The organism is Pantoea sp. JKS000250 (genome assembly GCF_003201065.1).
Lineage (GTDB): Bacteria > Pseudomonadota > Gammaproteobacteria > Enterobacterales > Enterobacteriaceae > Pantoea > Pantoea vagans.
This window is the reverse complement of the sequence record NZ_QICZ01000001.1, coordinates 2082241-2096545: the sequence shown is the minus strand read 5'-3', so window position 1 is coordinate 2096545 and position 14305 is coordinate 2082241. Positions and strand designations below refer to the sequence as shown.

General features: G+C 53.3%; 12 protein-coding genes. 2 read left to right on the top strand and 10 right to left on the bottom strand.

Going from position 1 to position 14305, the window contains the following annotated elements:
- Positions 1-8: 8 nt before the first annotated feature.
- On the bottom strand, positions 9-1520 hold the full coding sequence (gene glpK, locus BY447_RS10040; RefSeq protein WP_013359472.1) for a glycerol kinase GlpK: 1512 nt from the start codon (positions 1518-1520) through the stop codon (positions 9-11).
- A gap of 30 nt (positions 1521-1550) precedes the next feature.
- The gene (locus BY447_RS10035) at positions 1551-2405 is read right to left on the bottom strand and encodes an MIP/aquaporin family protein (protein ID WP_013359471.1); all 855 of its coding nucleotides are present in this window, start codon (positions 2403-2405) and stop codon (positions 1551-1553) included.
- A gap of 405 nt (positions 2406-2810) precedes the next feature.
- Between BY447_RS10035 and zapB the strand changes: the two genes are divergently transcribed.
- The gene (gene zapB / locus BY447_RS10030) at positions 2811-3050 is read left to right on the top strand and encodes a cell division protein ZapB (protein WP_003851242.1); all 240 of its coding nucleotides are present in this window, start codon (positions 2811-2813) and stop codon (positions 3048-3050) included.
- Between the two features lie 53 nt (positions 3051-3103).
- Here the strand turns inward: zapB and rraA are convergent, their stop codons facing one another.
- From rraA to priA, 6 genes are all read right to left on the bottom strand, one after another.
- Positions 3104-3589: a ribonuclease E activity regulator RraA gene (rraA, locus tag BY447_RS10025; protein ID WP_009088032.1), complete on the bottom strand. Its 486-nt coding sequence runs from the start codon at positions 3587-3589 to the stop codon at positions 3104-3106.
- A gap of 158 nt (positions 3590-3747) precedes the next feature.
- The gene (hslU, locus tag BY447_RS10020; protein ID WP_110331064.1) at positions 3748-5085 is read right to left on the bottom strand and encodes an HslU--HslV peptidase ATPase subunit; all 1338 of its coding nucleotides are present in this window, start codon (positions 5083-5085) and stop codon (positions 3748-3750) included.
- A 10-nt stretch (positions 5086-5095) separates the two neighbouring features.
- Positions 5096-5626: an ATP-dependent protease subunit HslV gene (hslV, locus tag BY447_RS10015; RefSeq protein ID WP_003851234.1), complete on the bottom strand. Its 531-nt coding sequence runs from the start codon at positions 5624-5626 to the stop codon at positions 5096-5098.
- An 88-nt stretch (positions 5627-5714) separates the two neighbouring features.
- Positions 5715-6728, bottom strand: coding sequence for a cell division protein FtsN (gene ftsN / locus BY447_RS10010; protein WP_110331063.1), 1014 nt, complete (start codon positions 6726-6728; stop codon positions 5715-5717).
- Positions 6729-6879: 151 nt separating this feature from the next.
- A complete protein-coding gene (gene cytR / locus BY447_RS10005; RefSeq protein ID WP_033784283.1) occupies positions 6880-7917 on the bottom strand; it encodes a DNA-binding transcriptional regulator CytR in 1038 nt (345 codons plus the stop codon).
- A gap of 164 nt (positions 7918-8081) precedes the next feature.
- A complete protein-coding gene (priA, locus tag BY447_RS10000) occupies positions 8082-10277 on the bottom strand; it encodes a primosomal protein N' (protein WP_110331062.1) in 2196 nt (731 codons plus the stop codon).
- Positions 10278-10502: 225 nt separating this feature from the next.
- Between priA and rpmE the strand changes: the two genes are divergently transcribed.
- Positions 10503-10718 (top strand): 50S ribosomal protein L31, encoded by a 216-nt coding sequence (gene rpmE, locus BY447_RS09995; RefSeq protein WP_003851227.1) that lies wholly within the window; start codon positions 10503-10505, stop codon positions 10716-10718.
- Positions 10719-10792: 74 nt separating this feature from the next.
- On the opposite strand, the gene BY447_RS09990 is transcribed toward rpmE, so the two are convergent.
- Both BY447_RS09990 and BY447_RS09985 read right to left on the bottom strand, forming a co-directional pair.
- Positions 10793-12397 carry a filamentous hemagglutinin N-terminal domain-containing protein gene (locus BY447_RS09990; RefSeq protein ID WP_110331061.1) on the bottom strand — a complete coding sequence of 535 codons (1605 nt, stop codon included), beginning with the start codon at positions 12395-12397 and terminating at the stop codon, positions 10793-10795.
- A 73-nt stretch (positions 12398-12470) separates the two neighbouring features.
- A complete protein-coding gene (locus BY447_RS09985; protein ID WP_110331060.1) occupies positions 12471-14186 on the bottom strand; it encodes a ShlB/FhaC/HecB family hemolysin secretion/activation protein in 1716 nt (571 codons plus the stop codon).
- Between the last annotated feature and the right edge of the window lie 119 nt (positions 14187-14305).

Genomic DNA, 14305 nt, shown 5'->3' with positions numbered 1-14305 from the left:
CACAGAGATTACTCCTGGTCTTCCCACGCCTGTGCGCGGGCAACCGCTTTTTTCCAGCCGGCATAGCGGAAGTTACGCTCGGTGGTTTCCAGGCTTGGACGGAACTCACGCTCAATAACCGCTTTAGCGCGCACTTCATCCAGATCCTGCCAGAAGCCGACAGCCAGACCCGCCAGATAGGCAGAACCCAGCGCGGTGACTTCACGCACTTCCGGACGCTCAACACGGGTACCGAGGATGTCAGCCTGGAACTGCATCAGGAAGTTGTTAGACACCGCACCACCATCCACACGCAGCGCCTGCAGGCGGGTGTTGGCATCGTTCTGCATCGCTTCAAGCACGTCACGCGTCTGATAAGCGATCGACTCCAGCGTCGCGCGGATGATGTGGTTAGAGTTTGCGCCGCGCGTCAGACCGAAGATTGCGCCACGGGCATACGGGTCCCAGTAAGGTGCACCCAGGCCGGTGAAAGCAGGCACCATGTAAACGCCGTTGGTGTCTTTCACTTTCATTGCGAAGTATTCAGAGTCAGCCGCTTCACTGATCAGCTTCATTTCATCACGCAGCCACTGAATAGAGGCACCACCGATGAATACGGCACCTTCCAGCGCATAGTTCACTTCACCGCGCGGGCCACAGGCGATAGTGGTCAGCAGGCCATGGGTCGAGGTCACCGCTTCAGTACCAGTGTTCATCAGCATGAAGCAGCCGGTGCCGTAGGTGTTTTTCGCCATGCCAGGCTGTACACACAGCTGGCCATACAGCGCGGCCTGCTGGTCACCGGCAATACCGGCGATAGGAATACGCGTACCGCCTTTACCACCGATGTTGGTCTGACCGTAGACTTCAGACGAAGATTTCACTTCCGGCAGCATTTCACGCGGGATATCCAGGATATCCAGCATGCGCTGATCCCACTCCAGCTTGTGAATGTTAAACATCATGGTACGTGAGGCGTTGGTATAGTCGGTGATGTGAACGCGGCCCTGAGTCATTTTCCAGACCAGCCAGGTATCAACGGTACCGAACAGCAGTTCGCCACGTTTTGCACGCTCACGTGAGCCTTCAACGTGATCCAGGATCCACTTCACTTTTGTCCCGGAGAAGTAGGGGTTAATCACCAGACCCGTCGTGTGCTGGATATACTCTTCCAGGCCCTCTTTCTTCAGTTTGTTACAGTAGTCAGCGGTGCGGGGATCCTGCCAGACGATGGCATTATAGATAGGTTTGCCGGTCTCTTTTTCCCACACGATAGCGGTTTCGCGCTGGTTAGTGATACCGATAGCCGCAATCTCATCAGAGCGGATGTCGGCATGGGCCAACACTTCCACCAGCGTAGAGCTTTGTGAAGCCCAGATATCCATTGGATCATGCTCAACCCAGCCCGCTTTCGGGTAGATCTGAGTAAATTCGCGCTGCGATACCGCAACGATATTGGAATCGTGGTCGAGAACGACAGCGCGTGAGCTGGTTGTGCCCTGATCGAGCGCGACAATATATTTTTTATCTGTGGTAGTCATAAATTCAGTCCTGATGATAAAAGGTGAAACTTACGCTTTACGCTGCTGAGCGCGTGCAACCGGTTTGTCTGCTGGAATTTTTGCAGGTTCTTTAGCGGCACCTGGCAGGTAGCGGCCAATCAGGGTGCGATAACCGACTGCACCCAGGCAGGCACCGACCAGCGGGCCAAAAATAGGGACCAGGAAGTAAGGAATATCTTTACCACCTGTGAAGGCAACGTTACCCCAGCCAGCGAAGAAGGCGAACAGCTTAGGTCCGAAATCACGTGCCGGGTTAAGAGCAAAGCCGGTCAGTGGACCCATTGACCCACCAATGACCGCGACCAGCAGACCGATTAACAGCGGTGCCATCGGCCCACGCGGTACACCGTTGCCATCGTCGGTCAGTGCCATAATCACTGCCATCAGCACGGCAGTAATCACCATCTCGACCAGGAACGCCTGACCTACGCTGATGTGAGGGTTAGGATAGGTTGAGAAGATACCCGCCAGATCCAGACTCTGAACCGTACCGCGTACCATCTGATGACTTTGTTCGTAATCGAAAAAGAGGCTGTAGTAGAGGCCATAAACCAGCGCGGCCGCGCAGAATGCCCCGGCGATTTGCGCCAGAATAAACGGCACCACTTTACGGCCTTCGAAGTTGGCAAACAGGCAGAGCGCAACCGTAACGGCAGGGTTCAGATGCGCACCTGATACCCCAGCGGTAAGATAAACAGCCATTGAGACGGCTAAGCCCCAGATAATGCAGATTTCCCACTGACCGAAAGCGGCACCGGCGAGTTTCAGAGCAGCCACACAGCCTGCGCCGAAGAAAATAATCAAGCCTGTCCCCAGAAATTCGGCAATACACTGACCTTTGAGCGTGTTAGTTGTCTGACTCATAATAGTGGTTCCTGAAGCGAGGTTAAATTTTATCAGTTTTTGTTCTCAGTCCATGAGGCACCCAGCTTTTATGTAGGGCTGATGTGAATTTATCGTTAACGAACATAAACGAGAAATAGCGAAATCGTTTTTTGTGTACTGTGTCATAAAAATGCGCGTTTTCGCGTATTCTGGCTTTCTTAAGCCATTATTCGCGCCTCATTACAGCGATAACGGGCCAGTGCCAGAACGCAGCTTCAGTAAGCGCAGCGTAAATTCAGGGATTGGCTGAAAAGTGTTACAGACTACGCCCGCAAAGGCCGCGTTGCTGGACTTGCGGGGTGAGGCTACATACAATCGGGACAACGTTGCTGGCTTAAGCTGGCATCATCAACGCCTTGCAGGAATTTAGGAGAGGTCAGAAAGATGTCATTTGAAGTGTTTGAGAAACTGGAAGCGAAAGTACAGCAGGCGATTGATACCATCACCCTGTTGCAGATGGAAATCGAAGAGCTGAAAGAGCAGAACAACTCACTGCGTAACGATGCGCAACAAGTCGCGGGCAACCACGATGCGCTGATGCGTGAAAATCAGCACCTGAAAGAAGAGCAGCACGTATGGCAGGAACGTCTGCGTGCCTTGCTGGGAAAAATGGAAGAGGTTTGAAGCCTCAGCTGATGTGAAAAACGGGTGCTCAGGCACCCGTTTTCATGTCTGGCCTATTCGAGGTCCAGCGCATCCTCTGACAGAATGATACCGGTGTTATCGGCATAGAGATGGTCGCCGGAGAAAAAGGTGACGCCGCCGAAATTGACGCGCACATCGCTTTCACCAATCCCTTCACCCGCAGCGCCTGCCGGAATCGCGGCAATGGCCTGAATGCCAATCTCCAGCTCTTCCAGCTCATCAACCTGGCGTACCGAACCGTAAATCACCAGGCCTTCCCACTCGTTGGTGGCCGCCAGACGTGCCAGCTGCGCATCGACCAGCGCACGACGCACGGAGCCGCCGCCATCGATCACCAGGACGCGACCCCGGCCATTTTCTTCCAGCAGATCGTAGAGTAAGCCGTTGTCTTCAAAGCATTTCACTGTGGTAATCTGACCACCGAATGAAGTGCGCCCACCAAAGTTTGAAAAAAGCGGTTCAACAACATTCACTTCTTCATGGTAGATATCGCAGAGTTCAGATGTATCGTATTTCATAGGGGTTTCGTCTGTTTGCCACAGGAAGGGTAAGTATATCGCTATATACAGATTGTTGGCAAAATCATCAGTATGAAAAAAGCATCGTTCGATCAAGAACATGCATAAAAAAGCCCAGCCGGATGGGCTGGGCTTCGGAAAAGCGCTGATTCAGTGAATCAGAGAATGAAGCGGCTGAGGTCTTCGTCAGCCACCAGTTCATCCAGATGTTTACCGACATAATCAGCATCGATGGTCACGGATTCACCGTGACGATCGCTGGCGTCATACGAGATATCTTCCATCAGACGCTCCAGCACGGTATGCAGACGGCGCGCACCAATGTTTTCGGTGGTTTCGTTGACCTGCCATGCGGCTTCTGCGATCCGGCGAATACCCTCTTCGGTGAACTCGATGTTCACACCCTCGGTATTCATCAGCGCTTTGTACTGTACGGTGATGGAGGCATTCGGCTCAGTCAGGATGCGCTGGAAATCATTCACGGTCAGCGCCTGCAGCTCTACACGGATTGGCAGACGACCCTGCAGTTCCGGAATCAGATCGGAAGGGCTGGCCACCTGGAACGCGCCTGAGGCGATAAACAGAATGTGGTCAGTTTTCACCATGCCATGTTTGGTCGAAACGGTACAGCCTTCAACCAGCGGCAGCAGGTCACGCTGAACACCTTCGCGAGAAACATCGGGGCCGCCGGCATTCTGGCCGCCGCGCTTACAGATTTTATCGATCTCATCGATAAACACGATACCGTGCTGTTCAACGGCATCAATCGCGTCCTGCTTAAGTTCTTCAGGGTTAACCAGTTTTGCCGCTTCTTCTTCGATCAGCAGCTTCATCGCTTCTTTGATCTTCAGCTTACGTGCTTTCTGCTTCTGACCGCCGAGGTTCTGGAACATCGACTGCAGCTGGCTGGTCATCTCTTCCATGCCAGGAGGCGCCATGATCTCAACACCAGGCGCGCTGGCGGCCAGATCGATCTCAATCTCTTTATCGTCCAGCTGGCCTTCGCGCAGCTTTTTGCGGAACGACTGGCGCGCTGCAGACGGCTCAGCGCTCTGCTCTGCCTGGCCCCAGTTGTTTTTCGCAGGCGGAATCAGCACATTGAGAATGCGCTCTTCGGCCATCTCTTCGGCACGATATTTGTTCTTTTCAATCGCCTGACTGCGCACCATCTTAATGGCCGAATCGGTCAGATCACGAATGATAGAGTCCACTTCCTTACCGACATAACCTACTTCGGTAAATTTAGTCGCCTCAACTTTGATGAACGGTGCATTGGCCAGCTTAGCCAGACGACGCGCGATCTCGGTTTTACCGACACCGGTCGGACCGATCATCAGAATGTTTTTAGGGGTCACTTCATGACGCAGCTCTTCGTCGAGCTGCATGCGGCGCCAGCGGTTGCGCAGTGCAATCGCCACGGCGCGCTTGGCGCTGTCCTGGCCGATGATAAAGCGGTTCAGTTCGCTGACGATTTCGCGTGGAGTCATCTCAGACATATTTATACCCTTACGCCTTAGACGTTAATTCTTCGAAATTAACGTTGTGGTTAGTGTAGATGCAGATATCACCCGCGATATTCAGCGACTTTTCGACGATGTCGCGTGCGCCCATTTCGGTATTCTCCAGCAGCGCACGTGCCGCTGCCTGGGCGAAAGGCCCACCGGAGCCGATGGCGATCAGATCGTTTTCAGGCTGGATGACATCACCGTTACCGCTGATGATCAGAGAAGCTGACTCATCCGCGACGGCCAGCAAGGCTTCAAGGCGACGCAGCATACGGTCAGTACGCCAGTCTTTCGCCAGTTCCACCGCGGCTTTCACCAGATGGCCCTGATGCATTTCCAGTTTACGTTCGAAAAGTTCAAACAGGGTGAAGGCGTCTGCGGTGCCGCCAGCAAATCCGGCAATCACCTTATCGTTGTATAAACGACGCACTTTTTTAACGTTGCCTTTCATCACGGTATTGCCGAGCGTAGCCTGGCCATCACCGCCAATCACTACCTGGCCGTTGCGTCGTACACTTACTATTGTTGTCACGGGCAGACCCCTTGTTGCAGTCGGAAAAGGACTCCGCGCACGGGGCGCGGAGTATCATGCAACAGATATGGGGCGGGTTTGACGGGTTTCAACCCCCGACGGAGAGTGGAATACAGCTGGAGTGTCCGGAACTGCGCAGGCGTTTCAGGGTGCTGTCAGCGGATGCGCGGTCTTTATACGGACCGATAACCACACGATTCCAGCCGCCACCGGTCGTAATACGGCTTTCAAAACCTTCAAAGGCTAAGCCTGCACGCACCGATTCCGCCTGGTCAGTGCCTTTGAACGAACCACACTGCACCATCCAGCGCTGCGAAGAGGCTTTCTCCGCTGGTTTCGCCTTCGCTGTCTCCTGCGGTTTAGACTGTACGTCCGGTTCCCGCGTAATGGGGGCAGGCTGCGACTGGCGCTGTACGTTTTGCTGCTGCTGCTGCTGCTGACGTTGCTGTTGCTGTAATTGCTGCTGTTGCTGACGCTGTTGTTGTTGCTGCAACTGCTGCTGGCGTTGCTGTTGCTGCTGGGCCTGCAACTGCTGACGCTGTTGCTGAACCTGTTGTTGCTGATGTTGCAGTTGCTGCTGCTGCTGTTGCTGAACCTGCTGCTGCTGACGTTGCAGCTGTTGCAACTGCTGCTGATGCTGCAGCGTCTGCTGACGTTGCGCCGGCGTCTGTTCGTTCCACGGCACTTCGTTGAGCTGCGTCGGCTGCTGACGCATATCAGCCTGCATCTGCTCCAGCAACTGGCGCTGCTCGTCGGTCAGCTGTGTCTGCGACTTCACTTCGCCACCTGAAGAGGGTTCGATAGGCGTCGGCACGGTGACCTGACGGTTTTCCAGCTCTTTAATATATTTCCAGCGCTCTTCTGGCTTCGGCGGCAAGCCATTGCCGTTGGCTTTATGATCCGTAATGACCGGCACGTCTTCTTTCTTGTGATGCGCCAGGAACCATAAACCACCGGCAAAGGTCACCAACACTGCGACCGCCAGTACAATCATCAATTTAGATATTCCCGAACCGCCTTTGCTCTTCTTGCCACGGCTGGGGCTTTTTTTGCGACGCGTCCCTGTTGAACGCCCGCGGCCTACGTAATCTTTTTGTGCCACTCTCGTTCTTATACCCTTCAAAAATAGTGCCAGTTGGGCGAAATGATGATTTTACGCGCCCGGCAAGGAGTCCGCCATGTTACTCAAGGGTCGGAACTTTGACCAGCAGTGTTCGCTTTAAGAATCTACTGAAAAAACCAGACGAACAGGCTTATTTTTCACGTTTTTTTGCGCGCGCCGTACTGCCACGAATCGTTAAGCCGGCATCCAGCAACCGCGATCCGCTGATCACCCGTTTACCATTTAACTCATCCAGCAGCAGCAGCATCGCTTCCCGACCAATCTGGTAACGTGGCTGTGTCACCGTGGTCAGCGGCGGCTCGCAGTAACGTGACAGCTCAATGTCATCGAATCCCACTACAGAGAGATCCTCCGGTATGCGCAGTCCACAGCGTCTGGCCTGATTCATCGCCCCCAGCGCCATAATATCGCTGTGACAGAACAGGGCACGCGGCGGTTGTGGCAAAGTCATCAGCTGATTCATGGCGGCAACGCCTGCTTCAAACGTGAAATCACCGCGCACAATATAGGTGGGATCAACCGTCAGCCCGCTGCGACGCATCGCCTGTACATAGCCCTGCAACCGATACTGACAGAGCGGCATCTCTTCCGGTCCGGCAATACAGGCGATCTGCGTGTGGCCTAACTGCAGTAAATGATTGACCGCTTCAAATGCGGCGGTCAGGTTATCGATGTGGACCGTGGGCAGCGACATTTCCGGCGCAAACTCATTCGCCATCACCATGGGCGGCAGGTTGCGTTGCTCATCAATGCTGGCATCAAAGGGCAACTGTGACCCGAGCAGCACCATGCCATCGATCTGTCGTGTGACCATCAGATTGAGAAAGGTTCGCTCCTGCTGATTCTGATGAGCGCAGTCACCAATCAGCACCAGATAGCCCTCTTCGGCTGCCGTGACTTCGACGCCACGAATGATTTCACTAAAGAAGGGATCGCAGATGTCAGGGACAATCACCAGAATGGTTCGCGTTTCGTTACGCCGCGCGTTGCGCGCAGGGCCGTGTGCTGCATAGCCGACGGCGGCAACGGCCTGCTCGACTTTCTGACGGGTCGCCGCAGAAACCTTCTCCGGATTCATCAGCGCACGCGATACGGTGGCGGTTGAGACGCCCGCGTGCTCCGCGACATCCTTCATCGTGGCGGCGGGCGATTGTTGATTCTGCTCCAACACATGCTCCTGACGCGTTATGGCGCGTTCGATTCTGTTTTTGCCTGACCTGAAAGCAATCCGGGCAACATTGTTAACGATTGCCCGGCTGGTTGTTACTTAATTTGCATAAAAATTGTGACTTATGCGACGTTTTTCGATCTGGCTCGCAGTGTCAGCAAAAATCAGCTCTCGGTCGGGTCGATATCCAGCGTCCATTTCACTTTGCGCGCAGCGGGGAGCGTTGAAACCAGCGGCAACGAACTGCTCAGTAACTGTTGCAGACGTTGCCGGGAAGGATGCTGCAGCAGCAGTTGCCAGCGCCAGCGTCCACTGCGTTTGGGCTGCAAAGCGGGCAACGGACCCATAAACCACATCGCCTTATCGTTCAGCGGGCTCGCTTCCAGCAAATTGCGGAGTTGCTGCAGGAATTCCGCCGCCTGCTGGTTATCCATATCTTCCGCGCGGAACAGTGCATGGCGGCTCCAGGGCGGCAGGTGAACCGCCTGTCGCTCCAGCAGCGCCTGCTGGGCGAATGCCGAATAACCCTGGTGCAGTAGCGTCTGTAACAGCGGGTGTTCGGGATGGTGCGTCTGCAGTAGCACCTCGCCCTGTTTGCCAGCACGGCCAGCGCGGCCGGCGACCTGGGTGTAGAGCTGAGCAAAGCGCTCTGCCGCACGGAAATCGGCTGAGAACAGGGCACCATCAACATCCAGCAGCGAGACCAGTGTGACATCGGGGAAGTGGTGGCCCTTGGCCAGCATCTGGGTGCCGACCAGGATACGTGCGCCGCCACGATGAACGTCAGCCAGATGCTGCTCCAGCGCCCCTTTGCGGCTGGTGGTATCACGATCGATGCGCGACACCGGCACGCCGGGGAAGAGTGTGCCGAGCTGCTGCTCCAGCTGCTCAGTGCCGACGCCCACCGGCAGCAGATGAGTAGACCCGCACTGCGGACACTGATTAGGCAGCGGACGCTGGCTGTCGCAATGATGGCAGCGTAGCTGGCGGTGGTGCTGATGCAGGGTGTAGTAGCGGTCACAGCGGGTACACTCAGCAATCCAGCCGCAGTCGTGACAAAGCAGGGCGGGCGAAAAGCCGCGGCGGTTAAGGAACAGCAACACCTGATTATCGGCCTGCAGATGCTGGCGCATTTTACCAATCAGGCCGGGCGCCAGGCCACCGATCAGCTGCACGCCTTTTAAGTCGATAAGCTGTTGCAGCGCCGGTCGGGCGTTGCCGGCACGCTTTGTCAGGTCGAGCTGGCGATACTTGCCGCTGCGGACATTGTGCAGTGTCTCCAGAGCAGGCGTCGCCGAGCCCATGACAATCGGGATATCCTCTTCATGCGCACGGAATACAGCCAGATCGCGCGCCTGATAGCGCCAGCCTTCCTGCTGCTTATAGGAGCTGTCATGCTCTTCATCAATAATGATCACGCCAGGGCGAGCCAGTGGCGTAAACAGCGCCGAACGGGTGCCAATCACAATCGCCGTTTCGCCGCGCCGCGCACGTAACCAGACCGCCAGCCGTTCACTGTCATTTAAGGCAGAGTGCAGCACATCAATGGGCGCATCAAAACGTTCGCGAAAGCGGGCAATCGTCTGCGGGGTTAAGCCAATCTCAGGCACCAGTACCAGCGCCTGTTTACCGCGTGCCAGCACATTTTCCAGCACGCTGAGGTAAACCTCGGTTTTGCCGGAGCCGGTGATGCCCGCCAGCAGCCAGGCGGAGTAATGTTCATCATCTGCCCGAATCGCACCCACGGCCATCGCCTGATCGGTGTTTAATCGTAGACGTTCGCCTTTCACGGCATAAGTGGTGCGCCAGTCGTGCATCTGTGGCTGATGCTCATGCAGTTCGCATAAGCCTTTGGCCCGCAATGCCTGTAATGTCGCCTCGGTGAGATCGTGTTCACTGACCTGATGCCGATAGAGCGGTTGCTGACGCAGTGCTGCCAGCGCCTGCTGCTGTTTTGGTGCCCGCTTTAAACTTTCCGACGTGGTTGCCCGGCCCTGCTCGGTGATTTCCCAGCGCCACAGGGGATTGTCCTGCGCCGCTTTGCCCTGGCGCAGCAGCACCGGAATCGCGTGGCTCAGCACTTCGCCCTGCGGCGAGTGATAGTAGCTGGCGGCCCAGTTCAGGATGCGCCACAGCGACGGCGGATAGAGAGACTCACTGTCCAGCACCTCGATCACGCGTTTGAGCTGTGCTTCCGGCAGATCGCTGCTGTCACGAAAGGCGACCACAATCCCGATCATCCTGCGATTGCCAAAGGGCACACTCACGCGCCCGCCAATGACCGGCTGCGGACCCTGAGGCGGCAGATAGTCAAACAGGCGGGGCAAGGGGACGGGCAGGGCAACCTGAACGACGGGCATAACTCTCTCTTTCCGGCTTAATCATCGGGGAAGCTAGTGTACACGCTGACCCCTATGGCGGGTATCTCAGCATATATTTGCAGCAATCGAAACTTACCTGTATAATATGCCGCCTTCGGTGAGAAATATCTGGCCGGAGTACACCCTATAATGTTCAACCGCGTGTGGTGCTGTGCAGGTTAACGCCTGGCACGGAGAGCGACACGGCCTTCTATGAGGTTTCCCATGAAACAAGGTATTCACCCGAAATACGAAGCAGTTACAATCAAATGTACCTGCGGCAACGAGATCCACACCCGTTCAACACTGACTCACGAACTGAACCTGGACGTTTGTGGCAAATGCCACCCGTTCTATACCGGTAAGCAGCGTGAAGTGGCAACTGGTGGCCGTGTTGACCGCTTTAACAAGCGTTTCAGCGTGCCAGGCGCTAAAAAATAAGATTAAAAGGCACCTGAACCTGCGGGTTCGGCGGCAAGAAAAAACCCAGCTTCGGCTGGGTTTTTTTATGGCTGTTACAGGCTGGTGTCCGTTGCCGGGGTCGCCGCAGGCTTATTCAGTTCAAGTACCTGCGTCGTATAAGTACCATTTAAATCACTAATCGCGGCGATCTTCGGTGCGGTAATCGTGATTTTATCGGCTGACATTGTGCCTTTACTGCACAGCACCCAGAGTAAACAGGATGCGTTACTGATTTTCTCGTCTGTCGCCAGTGTCAGCGTTCCCGCCCTCATGGTACCGCTATTAGAGATGCCGTTTTTACCCGACACGTTTAACAGTCCGGTTGTCTGCATGACGCCCTGATTGCTGACCTCATTCGCCACGACAGAGGCATTCTGAGCGGTCAGGGTCGCTGCGTTAGAGACCTTTGTCGCAGAAACATAGGCTGTACCCTGTGAAGTCACGTCTCCGCCAGACAGAAGGCTGACCTCTTTAACGGCATTCATACTCAGGTTACCTGCCTGAATCGCCCCTGAATTGAGCAGGCTGGTGTTGGCGACAGCCGTGACGACACCGTCAACCGTATTATAACCGGTCTGCATGGCCAACGTTTTTGGCGTCGTGATGGTTCCTCTGTTCTCAATATTACCGGCCAGAGAAATAATATTTACAGCACCAGCAGCATCAATCTGCGCATTATTGTTGTTAGAAATTTTTCCCACGCTGACGATGGTGGCGTAATCCGTCGTTTTAATGGTGCCGTTATTGGTGAACGCATCCGTTGTCTGCAGAACAGCCTGGCTGGCAGACAGCGTTCCTCTGTTCGTTAGGCTGCCACCTGCGGTAGCGCTCAGCAGTCCGGTTTCAATCGTGCCGCTGTTGGTTAATGTGCCATTAGCTGTAATGTAGAGATTAGTCGCATTCAGTACGCCGCTGTTATTGACACCCGCACCGGCATCAGTAGTTTGCAGCTGAATAATTCCCGCAGTTGCCCCCCCCAGCGCGCTGACATCAATGGTGTTGCCGTAGGCTTTGGCCGTTCCACTCGCTGTCGCCGAACCGGAAGTGATATTGTAATCATAGATACCGGCAATCGCTTTCAATTGAGTGGTATCGATCTCTCCCTGGATATTAATTTTCTGCGCCAGCAGGTCGGTGTAATCGGCTCCTTTCAGACCATCATCATTAACAGTAATTGTGCCTTTCGCCACATTGAAACCAGTCAATGCACCATCGGTAAAGGTGGGCGTTCCGGTGGTCAGCGTGGCGCGTCCGGTGTTAATGAAGCTACAGCCAGAGCAGGTAATACCATTCGGGTTAGCGATAATGACATCCGCTTTTTGACCGGCGACTTCAATATACCCGTTCAGTGAAGACGAGCTTTTTGAGATAACTTCATTCAGGATAAGGCTGGCTGACTTATCCAGATTGCTGTTTCGCGCAAGATCACCCTTGTCACGCACTAAATCTGTGGTGCTATTATTCAGGACCATTCCATCACTGGTGACGTTAAAGTTCTGATACATATTGTGTGAAAGACCATTTGCATCAGCCTGGTTAATATTAACGACGGTCGATCCATTTGCATGGGTGTAAGTATTGAGTGCAGCCAGCGCAGGCTGTCCACACAATGTGGCCACGGTAGCCAGGAATACCAGGTTAAACTTATGCTTCTTCATTATCTCTATCCTTTTTTTGTATGGGTGTATTTATTTTTTAAAGCTGTTTTTTATTAAAAAATCTCCATCTTTTTTAATATTTCCATTGCAATGAAAAACCCAGCGTAAGTGGATCAGTGTGAAAGGCTTGTGGTTTTTTTAGCGGGGTACCGGCAAAAAGATCAAAGCGTGTTTGCAGAACTTTTCCACGCAGGCCGACAACGCTGCCTGTGACGGTTTTTCCGGTATAATACTGCTGGTTGTAATTGCCATAGACCTGGCCTGCATCAACACCGATATAGGGCTGAATCGGTTTGCCGGGAATTATCCAGCTAAGATCGTTGCGCCAGTACCATCCCTTATTGTCCTGAAGAGAATATTCACCATCGAAACCGCGCACCGTCCAGCGGTTTGCCAGCGAAAAGCGGTTGAGTGACGAGAGGCTATCGGGCGAATATTGCAGGCTGAAATGAGGAGAGTAGTTTAGCCAGTTTTCATAGACACGAAAGTTGACGGAACCCTCAAGATCTAAAGTAACAATCCGGCCTTGCTTATCAATGAGTCCATACTCCTGCTCAACAGTTTTGCTGCTGTTAAACCAGGGCATCTTTCTTTGGTAACTTAGTGTGGTTGCGAGACCTGCATTATCAACATTGATTTGATGTTGCAGCACCGCTTTCCAGCCCGCACTTCTTTTATGCATGCTGACAAGGTCAAAATCATCCAGGGAGTAACGCGATTCCGCATCGAATATTTGCAGGCCAACCGTACTGGTCTGATGCACGGTGCGTGAAATCAGTCGATTGAGTTGCGCATTGTAATAACGGTTCTTATTATTCAGCGTCCATTTTGCCCAGTTTCCGGTCATAAATTGCCGGTAGTCACTGTGACTGGCGTAGAGATCGAGCCACCAGTAACCCCAGGGGATTGAATAACCTATCGATTTATTACTGTTACCTTTTATCGTGTGCTTCGGGGCAATATCGTGGCCATAAGAGACGTAAAGGGTGTCACTCAGTGAGGTGATATTATTCAGATAGAGCGCTGCACCACCCTGGTAACGGCCTGTTGCAACTGAGCCAGCATCATTAAGCCATGCACCCACCTGCCAGTATTTATCCTGCCTGCGCTGGATATAGATGTCACTTTCACCTTTGCCACTGCCAGGCACCAGATTGACGTTAACCTGCGATCCCGGTACGCGCTGAAGATTAAGGCTACCCTGTTCAAGGTCGCTGAGTTCAAGCACATCACCCGTTTTGAACGGTAATGTGCTGGTTAAATTGATATAGTCTTCCCCGGATTTATTAAGAACGATTTTTCCCACTTTACCGGCATTAATATCAAATTTTAATTCGCCACCTGACAGGTTTTGCTCCGGTAAATTAACGCGCGTGGTGATATATCCTGTCCGGATGATTTCATTCTGCAGGGTTTTTGACAGCAATCTTATACCCGCGATACCCAGACATTTTCCTTCTGCCTGAGAAGTAAAATACCTTAATTTTTCGAGGTGAAGTTTTTTGCTATCCTGCTTTAAAGAGACCTTATCAATGAGATAGCAGTTTTCTTCATGCGGAAAGGGAATATCTTCTGGCCGGAAGCGCTGTTGTTCAGACGCTGCCCGCTGCGGTTCAGGCATCAGTTGCTCTTTGCGTACACGATCCTGTTGCAGTGCATTGATATTCCCATTTGGCTCTGTGAGAGCGGGTGCAGCTTTCGCCGGATAAAAACAAGAGCGAACTGCTGAGGCGACCAGGATAATAATAAAAGCAGATGCACATGACGTTATTTTATATTTAATACTCATTTTCTTTCCGTGAAATAGTCGCTCAGACAAAATTTTACGGATGCGGATAATAGTGAACAATAGTAATTATTCTATTATCGAAATAAAAAGGCATTCTTATTGCAACAGAAATAACGGAA

Coding starts and splice junctions, on each gene's coding strand:
- glpK (WP_013359472.1), bottom strand. CDS start 1,520: ATGACTACCACAGATAAAAAATATATTGTCGCGCTCGATCAGGGCACA.
- BY447_RS10035 (WP_013359471.1), bottom strand. CDS start 2,405: ATGAGTCAGACAACTAACACGCTCAAAGGTCAGTGTATTGCCGAATTT.
- zapB (WP_003851242.1), top strand. CDS start 2,811: ATGTCATTTGAAGTGTTTGAGAAACTGGAAGCGAAAGTACAGCAGGCG.
- rraA (WP_009088032.1), bottom strand. CDS start 3,589: ATGAAATACGATACATCTGAACTCTGCGATATCTACCATGAAGAAGTG.
- hslU (WP_110331064.1), bottom strand. CDS start 5,085: ATGTCTGAGATGACTCCACGCGAAATCGTCAGCGAACTGAACCGCTTT.
- priA (WP_110331062.1), bottom strand. CDS start 10,277: ATGCCCGTCGTTCAGGTTGCCCTGCCCGTCCCCTTGCCCCGCCTGTTT.
- rpmE (WP_003851227.1), top strand. CDS start 10,503: ATGAAACAAGGTATTCACCCGAAATACGAAGCAGTTACAATCAAATGT.
- BY447_RS09990 (WP_110331061.1), bottom strand. CDS start 12,397: ATGAAGAAGCATAAGTTTAACCTGGTATTCCTGGCTACCGTGGCCACA.
- BY447_RS09985 (WP_110331060.1), bottom strand. CDS start 14,186: ATGAGTATTAAATATAAAATAACGTCATGTGCATCTGCTTTTATTATT.